Annotated in this window: 16 protein-coding genes; 4 read left to right on the top strand and 12 right to left on the bottom strand. The window is 45.1% G+C overall.

Features of this window, described 5'->3' with window-relative positions:
* Nucleotides 1-63: 63 nt before the first annotated feature.
* Entirely contained in the window at nucleotides 64-1101 is a 1038-nt protein-coding gene (locus AC53GJ_RS02180; RefSeq protein ID WP_496730892.1) for a DUF481 domain-containing protein, read from the bottom strand.
* A 488-nt stretch (nucleotides 1102-1589) separates the two neighbouring features.
* On the opposite strand from AC53GJ_RS02180, the gene AC53GJ_RS02175 reads away from it, so the two are divergent.
* On the top strand, nucleotides 1590-1937 hold the full coding sequence (locus AC53GJ_RS02175) for a hypothetical protein (RefSeq protein ID WP_496730891.1): 348 nt from the start codon (nucleotides 1590-1592) through the stop codon (nucleotides 1935-1937).
* Nucleotides 1938-2526: 589 nt separating this feature from the next.
* Here AC53GJ_RS02175 and tnpB read toward each other — a convergent pair.
* The 7 genes from tnpB to AC53GJ_RS02140 form a co-directional block, all read right to left on the bottom strand.
* A complete protein-coding gene (tnpB, locus tag AC53GJ_RS02170) occupies nucleotides 2527-2742 on the bottom strand; it encodes an IS66 family insertion sequence element accessory protein TnpB (protein WP_496730890.1) in 216 nt (71 codons plus the stop codon).
* 167 nt (nucleotides 2743-2909) lie between these two features.
* Nucleotides 2910-3035: an IS66 family insertion sequence element accessory protein TnpA gene (gene tnpA / locus AC53GJ_RS02165; protein WP_496730889.1), complete on the bottom strand. Its 126-nt coding sequence runs from the start codon at nucleotides 3033-3035 to the stop codon at nucleotides 2910-2912.
* 334 nt (nucleotides 3036-3369) lie between these two features.
* Nucleotides 3370-3849 carry an ankyrin repeat domain-containing protein gene (locus AC53GJ_RS02160; RefSeq protein ID WP_496730888.1) on the bottom strand — a complete coding sequence of 160 codons (480 nt, stop codon included), beginning with the start codon at nucleotides 3847-3849 and terminating at the stop codon, nucleotides 3370-3372.
* Between the two features lie 9 nt (nucleotides 3850-3858).
* Nucleotides 3859-6378 carry an RHS repeat-associated core domain-containing protein gene (locus tag AC53GJ_RS02155; protein WP_496730887.1) on the bottom strand — a complete coding sequence of 840 codons (2520 nt, stop codon included), beginning with the start codon at nucleotides 6376-6378 and terminating at the stop codon, nucleotides 3859-3861.
* A 2-nt stretch (nucleotides 6379-6380) separates the two neighbouring features.
* Nucleotides 6381-8429: a hypothetical protein gene (locus AC53GJ_RS02150; protein ID WP_496730886.1), complete on the bottom strand. Its 2049-nt coding sequence runs from the start codon at nucleotides 8427-8429 to the stop codon at nucleotides 6381-6383.
* A gap of 66 nt (nucleotides 8430-8495) precedes the next feature.
* The gene (locus tag AC53GJ_RS02145) at nucleotides 8496-9002 is read right to left on the bottom strand and encodes a hypothetical protein (protein WP_496730885.1); all 507 of its coding nucleotides are present in this window, start codon (nucleotides 9000-9002) and stop codon (nucleotides 8496-8498) included.
* A 243-nt stretch (nucleotides 9003-9245) separates the two neighbouring features.
* Nucleotides 9246-9632 (bottom strand): hypothetical protein, encoded by a 387-nt coding sequence (locus tag AC53GJ_RS02140; RefSeq protein WP_496730884.1) that lies wholly within the window; start codon nucleotides 9630-9632, stop codon nucleotides 9246-9248.
* 395 nt (nucleotides 9633-10027) lie between these two features.
* Between AC53GJ_RS02140 and AC53GJ_RS02135 the strand changes: the two genes are divergently transcribed.
* The gene (locus tag AC53GJ_RS02135) at nucleotides 10028-10855 is read left to right on the top strand and encodes a substrate-binding periplasmic protein (RefSeq protein WP_496730883.1); all 828 of its coding nucleotides are present in this window, start codon (nucleotides 10028-10030) and stop codon (nucleotides 10853-10855) included.
* A 40-nt stretch (nucleotides 10856-10895) separates the two neighbouring features.
* Here the strand turns inward: AC53GJ_RS02135 and AC53GJ_RS02130 are convergent, their stop codons facing one another.
* Entirely contained in the window at nucleotides 10896-12176 is a 1281-nt protein-coding gene (locus AC53GJ_RS02130) for a hypothetical protein (protein ID WP_496730882.1), read from the bottom strand.
* A gap of 135 nt (nucleotides 12177-12311) precedes the next feature.
* Between AC53GJ_RS02130 and AC53GJ_RS02125 the strand changes: the two genes are divergently transcribed.
* Nucleotides 12312-12935, top strand: a complete 624-nt coding sequence (locus tag AC53GJ_RS02125; protein WP_496730881.1) for a methylamine utilization protein — start codon at nucleotides 12312-12314, stop codon at nucleotides 12933-12935.
* 175 nt (nucleotides 12936-13110) lie between these two features.
* On the opposite strand, the gene AC53GJ_RS02120 is transcribed toward AC53GJ_RS02125, so the two are convergent.
* The 3 genes from AC53GJ_RS02120 to AC53GJ_RS02110 form a co-directional block, all read right to left on the bottom strand.
* A complete protein-coding gene (locus tag AC53GJ_RS02120; protein WP_496730880.1) occupies nucleotides 13111-15282 on the bottom strand; it encodes a prolyl oligopeptidase family serine peptidase in 2172 nt (723 codons plus the stop codon).
* Nucleotides 15283-15504: 222 nt separating this feature from the next.
* Nucleotides 15505-16656 carry a hypothetical protein gene (locus AC53GJ_RS02115; protein WP_496730879.1) on the bottom strand — a complete coding sequence of 384 codons (1152 nt, stop codon included), beginning with the start codon at nucleotides 16654-16656 and terminating at the stop codon, nucleotides 15505-15507.
* Between the two features lie 33 nt (nucleotides 16657-16689).
* On the bottom strand, nucleotides 16690-18876 hold the full coding sequence (locus tag AC53GJ_RS02110) for a TonB-dependent receptor (RefSeq protein WP_496730878.1): 2187 nt from the start codon (nucleotides 18874-18876) through the stop codon (nucleotides 16690-16692).
* An 81-nt stretch (nucleotides 18877-18957) separates the two neighbouring features.
* Between AC53GJ_RS02110 and AC53GJ_RS02105 the strand changes: the two genes are divergently transcribed.
* Entirely contained in the window at nucleotides 18958-19215 is a 258-nt protein-coding gene (locus tag AC53GJ_RS02105; RefSeq protein ID WP_496730877.1) for a hypothetical protein, read from the top strand.
* Nucleotides 19216-19224 lie beyond the last annotated feature (9 nt).

The following is a 19224-nucleotide window of genomic DNA, read 5'->3' as shown; positions in this document are numbered from 1 at the left end:
TTAACTAGAATAAGCAGCTGGCTGCAGCTCTGCGCGGGGATAAACTGACTGAGGGTGCAAAATTCAGAATCTGGCACCAATACTGAGTTTTTGCCGCACATCCTGCACATCCAGTGGCATCTCCGGCAGTCCAGTCAGGATCAGATCCAAGGCGGTTCTGTCGTATTCCAGCGACCAACTGAGCCGGATCTGCTGATTCAACCAATAGCGCAGGCCGACAGTGGCATTGAGTTCATACCGAAAATCCAGCAGCGCCAGCGGCTGATTCAGCATTTTTAGCAGGGTGCCTGTGCTGTACACCTCAAATTTGGGCTGACTGAACCGGTAATAGTGATCCCACTCCAGCGAGGCAAAGCGAAAATCGACCTGATCCTGACCATTCAGCAACCCCTGTAAAAATAAATCACCACGGAAATAGGCTTGTTTCAGACCCAGCAACAGCATCAGCTCCAGCCGGATATTCTCATTATCGCGAAAGAAACTCAGGCCAGGACCCGCTGCCCAGTCACGGTTTTTATAGTCGCTGGCCAGGTAGTTATAGCTGTAATCCAGTTTCAGCCGGCCAAACAGGCTGTCGTTATAAAAATAATCCAGCCCGGGATTGAGCTGATACTGATGGGTTTTGCGGGCGGTTTCTTTAATTTCATAATCAAACTTACCATCAACCGACCAGCGCCAGGGGGCCAGCCGCCATTCATTGCTGCTTTGCACACTGTAACTTTCGGCCTGCTGCTTGCCATGGCGATTGCTGGCACTGAGATCCAAATCATAGTGACTGCTGAGGCTCGCTAGTTCAGCGGCAATCGGCGCTGTGCTGGCGGCAGCGGTCTTAGCGGCTGCAGACGCAGCCACAGTCGATACCTTTTGTACAGCCTGACGCTGAATACTGACAGTACCGGCATAAGCCAGCTGTAACACAAACTGCTGCTCATCCTGCTGCAGTAAAGTGCCGGTCAGACGATCCCCATTGTGCAGCAATAACACCGTTTGCGCGGGACTACTGCCGGACGGAGCAGGCGACGACTGCAGCGACCCAGCCGATGCAGCATGACTCGCGGCGGCAAAGACCATCGCCAGACTAACAGCCAGCCAGCCGAACACAGCCCCCTTCCTCAAAATTTTGTTCACCGAAAACCTGCCCGCCACCCTCGCATAAAGGCAAAAATATCTGCTGCCCGGTGAAATTACAAGTCAAACAGTGCCTCAACAGCTGTCAAGTCAAGTCGCCGTAGGATTGAACCATCAGATTGACTGACGGTTGACTGATACAGAATATTGCACTTTCAATAACAAACATTTTGATATGATCGAAAACTACGCTTACAATAGAATTGATTATTGCAATTAAAGATCAATTAATTTACATGAAACATTCTCAATGTCACTGAAAAAATTCTAGACAGGAAACTTGATTGAAAATTGGCACTTGAGTAAAACAGCAAAAACATAGGTTCCATATAAGAACAATAAAATTTAACTTTCAAAAAAATAAATAAACGCATATCTGGCAGTAAAAATAATAAGCAGCCCTCAAATCATCGCGTTTATAAACACTTAATCATCAACATTTCAATAATTCCGGAGCAACCATGAAAAAAGTAATAACATGCATTTTGACATCTATAGCTTTATTTAGCGCCAGCGCACAAGCATATGAATGTGTTGGTAAGGTTACTAATGTTGTAGTTGGACCATCAGGCATACTCGTTGCGTCATTTGGAAGTATCAATTGGGTTTATTTGTGTGCTGTGTCAGAGAATTATAATGGAGTGCCTCCAGAAACCTGCAAATCAATGCTGTCAATTCTGATGTCAGCCAAACTGGCGGACAGAAATGTTCAATTCTGGTTTGATGATCCATCCAATAACTGTACGAATGCGGCTCATCCAGCATGGGCGCCTTTGAAAAACTGGTACTTTGGTCCTGCGCTATTATGAAAAATATCTTGTAACACAGCTAAACCACTGCAGATGGTTACATTATGATCACAACATGTTGGCGGCAGACATCTGATCACAGCGCAATCAGTGGCAGGTTATGCTATTTTTTGCTCCGCAACAGATGACTGACAGTCTTCAGTGGGATGAATTGACGTAGCCAGCGTTCAGGCTCCGTCAATTTTCTCAGTTATGCTGATTAAATTTCCATCCGCCTTCTGGTCGAAGCATGACTTTGCCCTTGACTCTAGCCATTGTTGAAACGGCGTACAGCTGCCAGTCTCTTGATCACAACTTTTGCTCAAGAGGCAAGGCTAGCTGGTAACCTTCAAGGATGGTTTGCAGTGACGTATCTCAAGCCATGCAACTTACAAAATTGGCCAGCGCTTTGGCCTGAAGCCTGCCATCACTGAATAAAGTGTTGCCACTGCGCGGCACTGTGATGAATTCTTGCCATGATCGTCCTCCTGTGAAATAGATTATCGCGTGGGAATTAGGGCTTAAAGACGCCGTAGAATGAACGGTTAGGTTGTTGTTACGCTTACGAATCAAAAAAAAGATACCGGTTTATGGGTGTCCTTAAATTCCCCTACAGCCGTTTGTACCACAAGCAAAAGCCGGTCTGGTCCCAATACAGCACTTTTAAACGGGTGCGTTGCTGATTACAAAACACAAACAGCGCACCGCTAAAGGGCGACTGCTGCATCTCATGCTCAACCAACATCGACAAGCCATTGATAGACTTACGGAAGTCGACCGGTTGTTTGTGCAGATAGATTTTAGGCGTATCGATAAACATCTTCATAGCGACATTGCCTTGAGCAGTGTGGCGACCCACACCGCATCAGTTCCGGCAGGTAGATGCAGTTCAACATCGCGTTTTTTAAGTATCATCGGTTGACGAAACAGCATGCCGTTCGGTGTTAGTTCGACAAAGCCGTCGCTGTCATCCTGTTGCCAGGCAAGTAATTGTCATTTGCGCTGGCTGAAATAACTCGGGTCGATGCCTTGTTGTTTAGCAAACTCGGTCTGTGTTAAACCGCTGGTTTTGTGCTGGTCAATCAGCGCCAGCCATTGTTCGGAAGTTCTGCGGATCATAAAAAACCCTGTTTGGTGAATTGTGCAAACAGGGTATGGTGGTTTAGCTAACGGGGGAATGTGGGGTTGGTGTTACGATTACCGATTACGTTGGCTTAGCCTTAATTGCGGACGTTCGTTTTTTATAGAGCTATGTAGGCGCTGCAGCAAAATGACAGCCCTGCTGTGGAACGTTGTTCAGTTCTACTGGAAATGACTGATCAAGCTGCTGGCGATTTTGCGCGGTTTGGACGAAGAAAAGGACACCGGTTTATGGGTGCCCATTTTACAACTTTTTATATTGTGGGTGGCCACGTTTGGCCTTCCTATTTTATAACGTAGGCTCTGATTATTATTACGTTTTAAAATTTCGAACTTGAAGGAGATAATTTTTCATTTTCTCCCATTTAATTCCTGAAGGGTAATCGTCTCCTGGCAATAATCCGTCATTATTTAATATATTGGGGTTTGCTCCTTGCGAAATTAAAAATTTAATGACGCCTAAGTAATCCGCTGCGTGTAAAGGTGTTGAGCCATTCCAATTTACGTAGTTAACATCGGCACCATACGATACTAGTAATTTTATAAAGCTGAGTTTGCTATGACTATGTAAGGCAGATGTCTTCAAAATATCATTGCTAGTTTTAGCTCCACGCTTAAGACACTCTTCGAGAATCTGAATATCATCGCAACTATGCACGTATGGAGAAATACCTGTGCATAGCTCATCTCCTCGCCATCCTTGTTCAAGATACTCTATTGCTTCATCATATGTTTCACAATAATGCAGCGGGGTGGCTTTAATAGCAGAACCATAATAGTTAAATGGCTTCATATTTAGTCCTTAACATTTAACTTTGCAAGTTCCATTTTTACTAACTTCAACAACGCCACCAAAGTTTTTCTTTACCACATTTGCCTCTTGTGTCGTGAGTTTTCCTGGAACGTAGCCATGATATTCATTAATTGGTGTTGAATTATTTTTGAGAATAACAACTTCTCTATTATTAACGTCAACGCCTACACGAGCTTTAGTATTTTTTCCAAGAGGAAAGGAATTGTTCAGCGCTGCTTGTCCATCAACGGGCTTACGAGAAACATCCCCACTCTGAGACTGCCGTGCAGAATTTCCATGCTTTTTGTATCCAGAATCATTATAAATTAACTTCTGCGTGGTATCCGCAACACTCTGAGCGGCATTATTAATTGGCGAGCCCTTTTCAGTAACCGCTACAACAGCTCGTGCGGCTAGGTTGGCTGCTGCAATCCCGCTTTTGTCTCCTTTATACTTCGCTTCACCAGTTGGATCAATATGGTTGATCGGATCATTTCCAACATAAGCGTACCAGTTCATATCATCTTCATAGCCAATCGGGTCGGTTTGCATAAAGCGGCCGATTCTTGGATTGTAAATCCTCGCTTTATAGTAATTTAATCCAACCTCATGGAGATACAACTGTCCGGTATACCCAAATCGACCTTGATTTGATGACTTAGGAATACCAAAAGCATCGTATGTATTGATATGAGCTAGCGTTTTATCAGTATTCGTTAACGCAATAATTGACCCTTGATAATTGGCATGAAGATATTGACGATTATTTGCATTTATCACACCATTTTTGTACTGCACTAACGGTTGATCAATTCCTGCGTCGTGAACATACCTTTTGATAACATCACCTGCAGAATTGTACTCGGCTATCAAATAATCACCATCATACAAAAAATAATTTTTCTGCCCCTGTACAGTGATCGAATATAAACGACCAAGAGGATCATAATCTAATAAAGCATTATCCTGACCAGAAACTGTAATTAGTCTATTTTCGTTATCGTAGGTATATGTATTGTAACTATCAGAAATCAGATTGCCATTTGGATCATGACTGATAGTTCTCCCGCCAGCTGATGTATATTGATTAAGGTTATTGACTGAATAACTACCGACAACCAAATCATTACTGTCATGACTGTATATGTGATTACTTGACTCTATCGTTAACATTTGACTGGCGCTATTATAGCCAAAATTTTCTGTTACATCATTACTGCGACCATCAAGATCTTGAGATAAAGAAACTAACCTACCAATTTTATCCATAGTATAATTGGTTGATGAAGTGTTACCTCGAACATGTGATTGAACATATCCTTGATTTGAATAATTCAATGAAACTAGTAATTCAGCCCCATTTTCATGTATGCTTTTTAGCTTATTTACTCCGTCATACTCATATACAAAGTAACTACGATCAGGATGGGTTATTCTAACGCGATTACTGTTTTGGTCATATTCATGATGTATTTCACGTTTATTAATAGTCGGGTAATAGCCCTGAGCAGTTACAGTTGTAACTAAATCACCAAAACCGTTAAATGAATTTATAATCCATTTTGTATCATCATAAGAGCCACTTCTTGATTCTAAAACCAGTCCGCGTAGATCATACTTGTGGTAGACATCTTTTATTTTAGAATTATCATCATAATCTGTCATAATTAAACGTTGACGAGCATCATAGCTATAATTAATAACAGCCCCATTTCGTTTTATTTTCTTTTTAACATTCTTATGTAAGTCATACTCAAACAATTCAACGCTGCGGTCAGGATAGATAGTTTTCGTTAGTAGCCCAGGTGTGCCATCATAAAAATAACTAGTTTTGTTGTTATTAGCATCCTGTACGCTTTTTATTAATCCTGCTTTATCACCATCGTAGTATTCATTAGTTTTATAAGCTTGCTGCAGCGGAGTTCCAAAGGCTTTATAGACTACATAAATTTGACCAATACTGTCATAAGTATATTTTGTAACTCTATCAACATCCCCTTCAGAATTCACTGTTGAAATACATGCATTCTTACTCAGTGAATCAAATAAAGATTTGTTAAACCTGATGACAGAGCATTCAAGTCTGTCATACAAGTCATAACTCATTTGTTTGTAAGATTGAGTTTGACCAAAATTGTCTTTTACTGCCTCAGAGACCATGCGTCCCTGAGCATCGTAGGTATAAATTGTCGAATTGAAAACTGTGAAACCTGTCCAATTTTTCGGTTCATAGCTTTCATTAAGCCATTCATATAACTCACCATTTTCTACAGAAACTAACTGTCCATTGGCGGCATAACTATTTCTGATAGCAGAATAACGAAGCGGCCCTGCACCATCAGGATCTGGACTAATCTTACCTGTTATTTGACCATGAACATTATAACGAAATGCATCAGTATATGGTTTTGCAGACTGATAAGCTGTAGCTGTTCCAGCAAAAAACATGCTAAATATCAAGCTTAAATAAGCAACATCTTTACATAAATATTTTAGAGCAGCTGAACAAATATTTTTAACCTTGCTCATTCTTAAAACTCCCTACCGCTGTTACAGTCTGTAATACCAGATTTTGGTTGGCTCTGTTCTATTACATTACCATAATTATCATATTTATAGCATAAAGTACGGCTTGCACTGTCAGCTTCAGAAGTAGTTATCATACCCATCAGAAAAAGATTATTAGAACCACTACCTTCTCCGTAGTAATAACTAGTAGTTACTTTATCATTTCCTGAACATACTCCATCTTTTAAAATGCTATTTTGGCAGTAGAATTCTGAAGAAATTAACCATATAGGACTTCCTGATTCAACTACTTCATTATTCACGTTTAGATACCTTGCAAACAATTTTTTATACTTATATTCTCTTTGCAAAACTTTATTCTGGTTGTCTTTAGGATATGTAATTGAAGATATATTTCCTGATTCAGGATGATATTCATAAAAGGTTGCATGAACATTAGTTGCTTTTTCTTCGTGAAAATTGCTTACATAAATCGGTTTATGACAAAAACGGAAATTGCTACATATCCCATTATATGAGTAAGGGTATGATATTCTTTTGTATGCACCATTCTCCTCTACTGTTTTCAGTCTTCCCAAAGAGTCATACTCGTAATTTGATTTTCCGCCATCCAACTTGCTTTCAATTTTATTAACTTCATTAGACAGATTTTTAGCCAGATAAATTCTTTTATCCCATGCATCAATGTAAAATGGCACAGAAATTCTGTATTCGCCTAATTTTTCCCAGCTGTTATGAAAATTTACTACTCCTTTATATGTAGACGTTGAACCATAAGTATATTGTAGCTCTCTACAAGCGCCTAACTCAGATTTTGTGACGTTAGCGCCAATATTATAAGAAGAACATCGACCATTGTTACAAGATTCCGTAATGACTTTATACTTATCGTATGATGAAATAGTATCTTTATATTGATAATCAATCTCCATCCCAGCATTGTTTTCTACCTTTACAATATGCGGATAAAATCTGGTATTTTTGATGCAACCAACAGCTGACATTGAAACTGGTTCGTAGTCTCTACACATGTCTATCGCTAAATGTCGAAATGTTGTTTTAACCCCACGATAGTCAGTCAGTTCAAACTCACTATTGCCTATGAACATAGCTGCAGGCATTCCACCAGGCCAAGAGTAAGTTACTTGCGGCCATACTCGTTTCAAAGTGCATGTATCATCCAGCAAAGGACATGTTTCGACTGCATTATTTATTGCTATTATTTTTATTGGAAAGTTAACAAACCATTCATTACCGTAGTAACTTTGCATTTCAGCTAATTCTGCTGTCAAAACCTTATTTGGTGCTAAAGGGCGCTTCTCACTGTCATATATGTATTTTAACTGTAGACCGTTGTTCGACGTAACACTTTTTATTTGCCCCAGATTTCCGTTATGCATAACTTTTCTGTGTATAGAAATTTCAAATCCATCAGCAGAAACAATTTTTGACATGATCGCTTCAGGCCTAAAGCCTGTGTCTAGAGTTGCTGGAATATTTTTATAAGAATAGAAGTACACCTTAGTTCCATCAGGCTTCGTAATAACATAAGTATTCTTATCATAAACATCCAACTTTATCTTAACATCTGACAAACTTTTAAATGAACCTTTCTCTAGTAAAAATCTATATGATGATTCGTGATCATAAACATAAATGTATTCAAAAATTTTGTTCCGGCCGACTGTACAATGATTATCTCCAGGTATTTCATCAAATCTTATAGTGATTCCACCATCATATTTGTCTTTATAACCAACTTTAGATGCTCTAATGTTAGCTAAATCATTTGAATTGATATGGACACTATGATTAAGGATATGTTTTCCGCTCCCAATCTTAAGATCCTCTAAATTATAACTTAGATTACCAGACACCACGTTTATATTATTACTATCTGTCACATTGTACTCTGGCATACCAATGTAGGGAGGATTTGGTGATATGCCTAATTGTTCTGAAAACACAGGAAATGCGAATGCGCAAATAAAAGAGGTTACAAGTAATAAAACTGCGATTTTATTATTTTTTTGCTTATAAATTTTAAACATTAAATTATTGATTCCTTAAAATTAGCACCAACAGCTGACACTTCTACTAAGTGCGAGATTGAAATATCACTCACATGTGTGCTGGGTAACAGATTTTCTGTTCCCTGCAGCATCCAATTCATACTTTACCGAGCCATATTCGCTGTCTTTTTCGCATACTAAACGCCCTAATGCATCATAGGAATATTTTTTATACCGATAAGTAGGCTTAGTTACTACATTTAGTGTTGCATAGTGCCCTGTTTGATCACATGTCAGATAGTTACAAGCTTTAACTCGAATTTTCCCGAACCCTACGAATCTGTTATCAAATCGTTCAGTTGTATTTTTTGTAACGACAATGTCTATCCATTCATCATTAGAGGTAAGACCCTGCACTAAATAGTTACTTGCATGCAATACGTCTTGCCAAGAAACAACATCATCTGCAATATTTAAATTTAAAGGTTGCTGATATATATCTCTTGGGATAAATGGAATAATAATAGTCACATCTCCATTCGCGATGGGTATCCACGTAGTTTCCGCTTTTAATGCCCCTGCAAACAGTAGAATAAAAAATATTTTTTTCATAAACCCCTATTAAATAATTATGTCCAAGCAGTAAAAAGTTATCTATAACACCGTATGCAATATAAAAATCACCTACAGGAAAAATTAATCAATACATTCACCATGAATTACCATTGACAAAATCATCCATTATGTAATATTGCGGACGTTCAAATTATTGTATTCTCATAGAAATGACAGATTACATATCAAAAGCTAAAAACTACCTTCTATATTACTAAATAAATGAAAAAATTAACAGTTCTATGCCTGCGCGAACCCATAAATTATAAGTTTAGGCAACCTTATTTGTTTACGCAATAGATATACAAAAACAATTAAATTTACATTCATCACTATATATCTACAAAATGATGAGGTGCCAGAATGTCTGACATAATCACTGGCATTGCTGCTACGAATTTTTTCTATAAAAGCCGCCGCCATAGCAACAAAACAGCGTTTGCACATTGACAGCCCCGGCGCGATATAACGCCGCGTATCCAGCACATGAAAAAAATCATCGTAAATAAATACCCTCGACTGTGCAGGCAGGCGAGGTCTACTTTTCTGTAACTGTCGCTGCACTAAAGCCACATAATGACCAAGCGGCTGGATCGGGGGATAAAACGGCGGTTTATCAACAAACACCGGACTGCACTGGGTGAGCAGGGCTCGGGCTAGCGCTAGGTACGAACCCGTGGCACTATTGTTCAATACCGCATCAGGTCGCGCTTCGATTAAATCGTCCGCTCTGTATAAATCTCTGCAACACGATATTGCCGTGCCAGAGTCGCCAGTTGCTCAGCATTACGGCTACAGAATATTGGCGTCATCTCAGGATGATTTGCCATTATCGGCAAATATGCTTTACAGGCAATCTCCCTAACCAAATATGCCGATGTGCATCTTTAACCCACTCCTGCATTCTGCTAACAGCTGAACATTACAGACTGTATCTACAGAATTCAAAGCGATTGCAACATCGCCAGTACTTCACATTACCAATCTGAACACTTTACGGCGATTGCTTGCGAGCTGCCGACATGTCATCTTTACTTATCAGATTGCCATCAGGCTGGCCTAAAATTGATGTAGGGTTATTGATGAAATGTATTACCCCTTTAGTGCTTGCTAGTTGTCTCTGCCACAACACTTCTGTCGCGCAAGAGAGCCTGACTATTTATACCGAAGAATGGGCGCCAATCAGCTTTACGGTAGCTGGTAAACCCAGTGGTTTAGCGGTAGAAGTGGTGCAGGCAATCCAACAACGCATCAATAATCAAAGCCAAATCCATGTCATCACCTGGGCCCGCGGCTGGAAAATGATCACCGAACAACCCAATACCATGCTGTTTACCATGACACGTACCCCTGAACGCGAGCGCATCTTTAGTTTGGTGGGTCCAGTGGCGGTTGGCACCACCAACTGCTATGCCCTGAAAGATAGTGAGCTGAAAATCAACTCAATTGAGGATGCCAAACAAGCAAAAAGCATCGGTGTGTACCGTGCTTCCGTGGAAGAACAATTGTTGCTGGAGCATGGTTTTAATAATATCGCGCCTGCGTCCACCCCACTGATGAGTGCAAAACAACTGCTGAAGCAACGTATTGATCTCTGGTGCAATGCCAATCTGACCGCACCGAGTATTCTGGCCGAAGCAGGCGCCAGCATGGATGACGTCAAATCCCTCTATACCATCAGAGAGAATCATCTTTATATTGCGTTTTCGCAGGGAACCCCCAGCGCCGAGATTGATCAATGGAAAGATGCGCTGATAAGTCTCAAAGCCGATGGCAGCTTTGCACAGATTTATCGACGCTGGCTACCGGAGGATGCCCCGCCAATGCAAACCGAAAGAATTGGTTTATAGTGCGGCACCAGCACAGCAACAGCCTGCAGCGTTTTGTGTATTAATCAATCCGCCAGTTCAGTAACAGTTGCCATTGCTGAAAATTCTGCTGTAGCGGCCAGTCTTGCCACTGCGCCCGGCTGGCCTGATAACTGTTGAGCCGGCTCCACTCCAGCGCCAGCATCCAATGAGCCGATAAAGGCAACTGCAGGCTGAGGTTCCAGCCATGACCGCGGCCATTGTTATCATCTGCGCTATACAGATCCTGATCTTGTTGTATCCAGTGATCATAACGCAGGTTCAGCCGATAACTGCCGGCATCATAATGCAACAGGCTGTACCAGCTGTTAAAAGCCACCATGACAGCTTCTGGTCCCATTGCAGTGCTGCCGGTCAGATACTGACTGATCAATCGCCAGTGTTCGCTCAACTGCTGTTGCCAGGCCAGACTTTGCATCTGAGTATCCCAGGCGTATTGGCCATGCCGTATCACCAGCGGATCGCCATTATTGTCATAATGATAAAACCGCACTTCAGTGTCGTTTTGATATAACCAGTGCAGACCGGTATAAAAGCCAGTGCGGTGATCCAATTCCCGGGTCGGCTGCACCCAGGCCGGCTGTGCCGCCAACGGACCGCTGCGGATACTGGGGTAATCGGCAAACCGGACTTGCTCGCCAATATTGCTTTGAAACGGATGGCTGGCAAAACCACGCCAACTAAGGATAGAGCCGAGCGGATCATTGCCCTGAAATAAGCCGCCAACCAGCTGCCAACTGGCGGCAGAATTAAAAAACCGGCCCGGCCGGCTCAGACTGATTTCCAAGCCCCGGGCGCGTAATTCTTCACCGAGCCAGCTATTGATCACGGAAAAATTGCTGCTGTAGGGCGAAGACCAGGCAATATCGGTATTCTCCAGTGACAGCGCCGGATAAAAATAACCGGCTCTGGCCCGCAGCCGATAACCGGCCACAGGTAAAGGGCTATAACTTAACCAGGCTTCAGTGATGCCAAGATCCGCGGTAGGGATCCGATGCCATTGACCATGCACAGTCGCCGACCAAGGACTGTCAGTTGCCAGTTGCAGCGCCAATAATTGCGGCCCTGCCTGCAGCCCTTGCTGCTGATACGCCAATTGGCCGGTACCGCCTTGCCACCAGGGGGCTAACCCGGCGGGTTGCGTCTGGATTTGCAAAAGACTCAATTCGCCTTTCGCCTGCCAGGTGAATTCAGGCTGCAATTCGCCAGCCTGCGTTAACCATGGTAACAACAGCAGCGCTGGCATGACGGCTTGCGGCCAGCGACGCCCAATTTTCAGCATAGGTTTATCGAGCTTGATCATCGTTTTACATAGTTCAGCAGTGGAGCGCTGAGCATAGCAGTTGGCAAGACCGGGAAACACCATTAGGGTGGTTTTTTCATGCTGAGCTGCTGTTATACTTAAACTTCATTCTGATTTGGTTGAGGCTGGACTCTGATGGTATTAAAACTGCTCTGTGCTGGCTTGATGCTGAGCGCGACTTTGCTGCAAGCTGCGCCACAACAATTTGTGCTGGTTGATCAACAAGGCCTGCCGTTGGCCGATGCGGTGGTGGAGTTATTGGATCCGAACCATAAGCCGCAGTTGCAGCAAACAGCCAAAGTAGCACAGCAGGATTTAATTTTTCGGCCCTTTGTGTCAGCGGTACCAATCGGCACCGCCGTCGATTTTCCTAACCTTGATAAAACCCGCCATCATGTGTATTCATTTTCGCCAGCAAAAGTGTTTGAACTCAAACTCTATGCCGACAAACCAGAAGCGCCGGTGTTATTTGACACCGCAGGTGTCGTCGCGCTTGGCTGCAATATCCACGATTATATGCAAGCTTATATTTATGTCGGCGAGAGCCCGTTTTTAGCGGTGACGGATGAGCAAGGCAGGGTGACTTTTGCCGATGTCCCAGCCGGCAGCTATCAGTTAAAGCTCTGGCATCCATGGCAACAGCAGGAAGTCCCGGTGCAGACGGTTACGCTGCCGCTTGACGAGACAAAATTAACCATCAAAGTGACCCGCCAGCAGAAACCAGGCCGGCCGAAAAAAGGTTTTGGCAAGCAGTATTAACCACTCACAGCTGAGGCAGCGCCTCCGCTTGCGTACAAATGCGAGCTGTGACCGTTAAAAAATCCCCCGCTTCACGGCGGGGGATTTTTATTTAACAACAGCTGACTCAGTCCAGGCTGGCTGGACAGCTAATCTGTACAGCTAATCTGTACAGCTAATCTGTACAGGCCAACAATTATGGCCTCGGCAGCTCTTTCACACCCATGTTATGCAGGGTGAAACCAAAAGCATCCGCAGTTTGTTCAATCATTTTCGACACTGGGGTCCCAGCACCGTGACCGGCATTCACTTCAATCCGGATCAACTGTGGATTGTCGCCACCCGCTTTGGCTTGCAGCTCCGCAGCAAACTTAAAGGAATGCGCTGGTACCACCCGGTCATCATGGTCACCAGTTGTCACCATAGTGGCCGGATAAGCCACACCGGCTTTCACGTTATGCACTGGTGAATAGCCTTTTAAGTAATCGAACATTTCTTTGCTTTGCTCGGCAGTCCCATAGTCATAACCCCAGCCGGCGCCAGCAGTAAAGGTATGGTAACGCAGCATGTCTAACACGCCGACCGCTGGCAGCGCCACTTTAAACAGCTCAGGTCTTTGGGTCATGGCAGCACCAACTAACAGACCACCGTTTGAACCACCGCTGATCGCCAGTTTGGCACTTGAGGTGTATTTGTTGGCAATCAGGTATTCAGCTGCAGCGATAAAATCGTCAAACACATTTTGTTTTTTCAGCTGAATACCGGCGTTATGCCAGTCTTTACCGTATTCACCACCACCGCGCAGGTTAGGCACCGCATAGACGCCACCCATTTCCATCCACACCAGGTTAGCCACACTGAAACTTGGCGTCAGGCTGACGTTAAAACCACCATACCCATACAACCGGGTTGGATTGCTGCCATCCAGTTGCAGACCTTTTTTATGGGTGATGATCATCGGCACCTTAGTGCCATCTTTCGAGGTGTAGAACACCTGCTTAGACTCATAATCATCGCTGTTAAATTTGACCGCTGGTTTGAAATAAACTGCTGATTCACCGGTTTGCGGGTTGTAGCTATAGCTGGTGCCCGGCGTGTTGTAATTGGTGAAACCATAATACAGCGTGCTGTCTTTGCTGTTACCGCTAAAACCACCAACAGAACCAACCCCAGGTAACTGCACGTCACGCACCAGTTTGCCGGTGTAGTCGTATTGCTGCACTTTAGAAACGGCATCCACCATATAATTGGCGAAGAAGAAACCGGCACCTTTAGCGGCACTCAGCACATTTTTCGTTTCAGGGATCACATCCTGCCACTGATCCTGTGCCGGGTTCTTGGCATCAATCACGATCAGGCGGTTGTTTGGTGCTTTAAAGTTGGTCTCGAAATACAGCTTGTCACCGACAGAATCGATCAACTGATAATCGGCACTGCCCTCACCATCCAGCGTAATAAATTTGCTGTTGGCATCTGTTAAGTCTTTTAATAACAGTTTATTGCCTGAAGTCGCATTGGCGGCCGTCACAATCAGGTATTTGCCATCTTCGGTCACAGTGCCACCGACATAACGGTGTTTCTCAGCTTCAGTAGCACCAAACAGCAGCTGATCGTCTTTTTGTGCTGTACCTAACTTATGGTAATACAGTTTATGCTGGTCAGTTTTAGCAGATAATTCACTGCCTTGTGGCTTGTCATAGCTGGAGTAAAAGAAACCTTCATTGCCTTTCCAGGAAATACCGGAGAACTTCACATCAACCAGTTCTGGCTCCAGTTTTTCTTTAGTTTCAGCGTTGATAATAAAGACTTTACGCCAGTCACTACCGCCTTCAGAAATGGCATAAGCGGCAATTTTACCATCTTCGGTAAACTGTAAATCGGCCAGTGAGGTGGTACCGTCGGTAGAGAAAGTATTTGGATCCAGGAAGACTTCAGCAGCGCCGCCGTCTTTTTGCCGGTAAATCACCGATTGGTTTTGTAAACCGTCATTTTTGCTGAAATAGTTGTAGTCACCCTCTTTGCTTGGCGTGCCTACTTTTTCATAGTTCCACAGTGCTTCCAGCCGCTGCTTAATTTGCTCACGATAACTGATTTGCGCCAGGTAATCAAAGGTCACTTTATTTTGCGCTTTCACCCAAGCCGCGGTTTCTTCACTGCGGTCATCTTCCAGCCAGCGGTACGGATCAGCCACTTTGACATCAAAGTAACTATCCACAGTATCCGCCTGGCGGGTGGCTGGATATTGCAACTTCGCCACTGCCGCAGGTTGCACTGCTTGTGCCGTGGTTGCAGTGGTATTTGTTTCTGTTTTTGGGCCGCAGCCGGTTAATAATGCCAAAGTGATAGCGCTCATCGTCAGGTACTTCATCAAATGCTCCGTAGACTGGTTTTTATATTGACCCAGAGCATAACAAATTTGTCACAGCCTACCAATCGATGCGGCAAAAACGCCGGAAACTGCGACCAGAGCAAGGCTGCTCAGCAAAAGCCTGACTGTCTATGACGAATGTCTATGACGAATGTCTATGACGAATGTCTATGACGAATGTCCGCGACGACAATCAGGCCTGACCACAACAGCGACATCAACTCAACGGTCGGTCTCTGGCGGTAAAATGGTTAAATCGGTGCTGATACCAGTCAGCTTGCCAGACCAAATCAACACCTGCCACACCAGCACGCCAAACGGGATATAACCAAAATAACCCAAAAATGGCATTTCAGAGTAGAAGTGCAGCACATCAACATAAGGAATGTTATAGACCCAATAATTCGGGTTGGTCAGCGGCTCAGCCACCAGCGCATGACTGCCATAGTTCCAGCCTTCCCAGAACAAACCGTTCAGCAACGATGCCATCCCAATCAGCAAACCTGCACTCCAGTCGCCACGGGCAATAGGGGTAAACGGATTCCAGATATTCAGCTTCAACAAAATCCCGGTCATCACGGCAAAAGGACCAATCCACACCACCCAAAACAAGGGGTATGGATACAGCACCATCAGGCCAATCAACACAGCACCGACCGTAATCAGCAGATTGCCATTGAGCTTCAGCACCGGGCCATTTTTATAACGAGCCACCAGCTTTGGAAAGGTATTCAGCAGGCAATACCACAGCAGGATCACCGGTGTCACAGTGCTATAGGTGATGAGAAACTCCAGCACCAGCACGGTTTTGCTCCAGGGTGCCTGATAGGCATCCGGGTAATACCAGTTGGCCAGCACAAAGTAGTCGTAGAATTCAAAATAAGCCCAGCCGACAATAGACACCAGCGCCATAAAGCCTAACAATTTGCCTTGTTTCGACACCAGCGACTGACCATTATTACGATGGTACAACACGCCATCCAGCACAAAAATAAAACCCCACCACAATGGTGTAAAAGACCAGTACACCAAGTCGCCAAACGCCATCGAATGTGACCACATCAGCCACCAGAAAAAGCCAGTCACCACCAGACCGGCATAAAACCACCAGGGCAATGGCTGCTTTGGCAAGGCCGGGGCTGGCGTTGCGCCTTTAAAACCCATTTTCGCTGGCCAGAACATCATTAGACTGATCCAGACCACACCCACCGACACCGCCAGGAAATACCACAGGTTAAAACCGGGCGCGGTCGCGACATATTGAGGAGGAAATTCACCAAAACCAGGTGGCAGGTGGGTTGGATAGACCCACCAGGACACCAGTAACGGCAGGAGTAACGTAGCCAGAACGGGCCAGACTAATTGCCAACGCATAGACTTTCCTTGTTGCGCCGGCGGGCTGCCGGCTTAAAAATGATAACTGAGGCCGAAGCCAAGCTGACGGCGTTCGCCGCGCAGTTCAGTGATCGCAGCCAGTGCTGCGGTCGAATCAAATTTAAGTTCTGTATACTCTTTATTCAACAAGTTTTTACCCCACAGCGAAAATTCCAACTCTGGTGTTGGCTGATAACTCAAGCGACCATGCCATAAGGCATAACCTTGTTGTTCGGTATAGGCGTTCTGATACTGGTCAAAATAAAAGGAGGAACGCCAGACCGTGCCTATCGCCAGTCGCAGATTAGACCACCAGGCGGACAGGTCATATTGCAATTCGGCACTCAATTGCCAGCGCGAGCTAAATGGCAACCGATTTTCCGGTACCAGCACCACATCCGTCTGATAAGCGCCTAACTGGGCTTTCGGCAGATAGCCGGCCGCCAGGCGCAGCTCTGCAGCAGGTTCAGGCCGCCACCAGAATTCGGTTTCCAGGCCATAAATTTGCGAATCACCGGCATTTTTCAGCACATGGATGGGCGCAGTGCCGCTACTTTGATTGACAAAAACCTGCTGGTCCTGATAATCATAATAAAACCCAGCCCAGTCCAGACCCAAATTACCAGCTTTGGGCTGCCAGTGGCCGCCAATTTCCCAGGCATTCAGCGTCTCAGCACCATATTCAGAAGCCGCAGCCTGCGCCGGACTGTTGCTAAAGCCGGCATTATAACCGCCGGCTTTAAAACCCCGGGACATACTGGCGTACCAGCTTAAATCCGGCTGCAGTTGTTGTAACAGCGCCACTTTGCCTGACCAGTGCTGATCCTTCACCTCGCCACGCAATTGCCATAACTGCGGGATAAAAGCTGCCACCGTATCCAGATCAGCCCGGCTTTGATAACGGGTTTCTTCATCGGTATAACGGGCACCGACCGTCAGCGTCCATTGTTGCCACAACTGCTGCTCCAACTGACTAAAAGCCGACCAGGAATAGTTATCCAATTGGTTATGATAAAAAAAATGGGCTGGAATATCGGTCAGACCCGGCACCTGGCGAAAATCGCGGAATAAATCCAGTTCATTCTGCTGCGTCAGTTCATCAGCAAGATAAAACAAGCCGCTTTGCCAATAACGCCCCGGACTGCTGACCGCCAGGCTAACTTCCTGACTGAAAAAATCCTGCGCTGAGCCCAACGCACCTTCAATAAAATTGCCCGGGCCATCGGAGTCAAAACTATGTTGTCGCGTGAGTTGTTTCCAGCCGGTGATGGCTTTCAGCAAATAACCATCCGCCAGCTCACGACTGAGTTGCACACTGGCATGGTCAGTATCTGTGCTGTGACCCTTGTCATAGGTATCAGTTTCGGTTTGCCAGAAATCATCATTAGGCCCAACCCAGCCAAAGGCATCACTGCATTGCCGGCTGCCCACCTGAGCTGGTGCACAAAGCTCGCCATCAGCCGCCAGAATACCTGCGCTGTAAATGGGTTTGGGCGCGCCGCGCGAGTGATCTTGTTGCAGCTTCAGTAACAGTTGCCAGTCTTGCAGACTGGAGCTGAGCAATAAACGCGCATGCTGATGCTTCATGCCACCATTTTGACCCTGCGGAAAGACATTCTGCATACTGAACTGATAATCCTGCTGGTGCAGCGCCAGCCTGGCCGCAGTATCGTCTCCGAGCGGACTATTTAATACGGCAGTGTAGGTACGGCTATGCTGCTGGGCAATATCGGCACTGACATAACCACCAAAGTCCTGTTCCGGCAGTTGCGAGCGCAACAACAAGGCGCCACCTGTGCTGTTGCGGCCAAATAAAGTGCCTTGTGGCCCGCGCAAAATATCGACCTGAGCCAGATCAAACAGACTGCCATTGAGAAAGTTGGCACCGCCAGCCACCACATCATCACTGTAAACGGCTATCGGTGAAATAGTGGACGTGTTGTAATCAAACACCCCAACTCCGCGGATATTCAGTGCAGGTGTCGTGCCTTCACCGGAAACATTGGACGCGCTGAAATTCGGTGCTATGCCATCCAGCGCTGTGGTGCTGCCAAGCCGGCGGGCAGCCAGGGTTTCGCCGCCAATACTGCTGACCGCGACACTCACTTCCACTTTCGGCTGTGGCCGTTTTTGGGCATAGACAGTGATCACTTCCAGTTGTTGTTCGGTCTCGGCAACGGCTTTGCTCGCTGCCGCCAGACTCGCAGGTGCCGCCAGCATGACACAGAGACCGGCGCACAGATTTCGCCTGAGATTGGATAATCCAGGCTGAAGGCCAGCCTTTGCAGGTGATAAAGCAGCATGCTCGGCCACAAACTGAGGACGGAATTGGTTTTTCTTGCTCAAAATACAGGCGCTCACAACTGTCGATGGCTATCACTTGCCGGTCGCCACATCCAGGTGCAGGTCATTGAAGAACCTAAGCATAGCCGGATGATTGTGACAGAAGCCAGTGTCAACGCAAAAATCTGCACTTTTTTCCACATTTTTCCCGAAAAATGCCAACAATCCCCCTTTCATCCTGCCGACAACCTGCATAAGCTGAACAACATCGCCTGATATGTCCAT

The organism is Rheinheimera sp. B2H12 (genome assembly GCF_059620065.1).
Note: the sequence above shows the minus strand (reverse complement) of the source record. Positions and strands in the feature narration are given on the sequence as shown.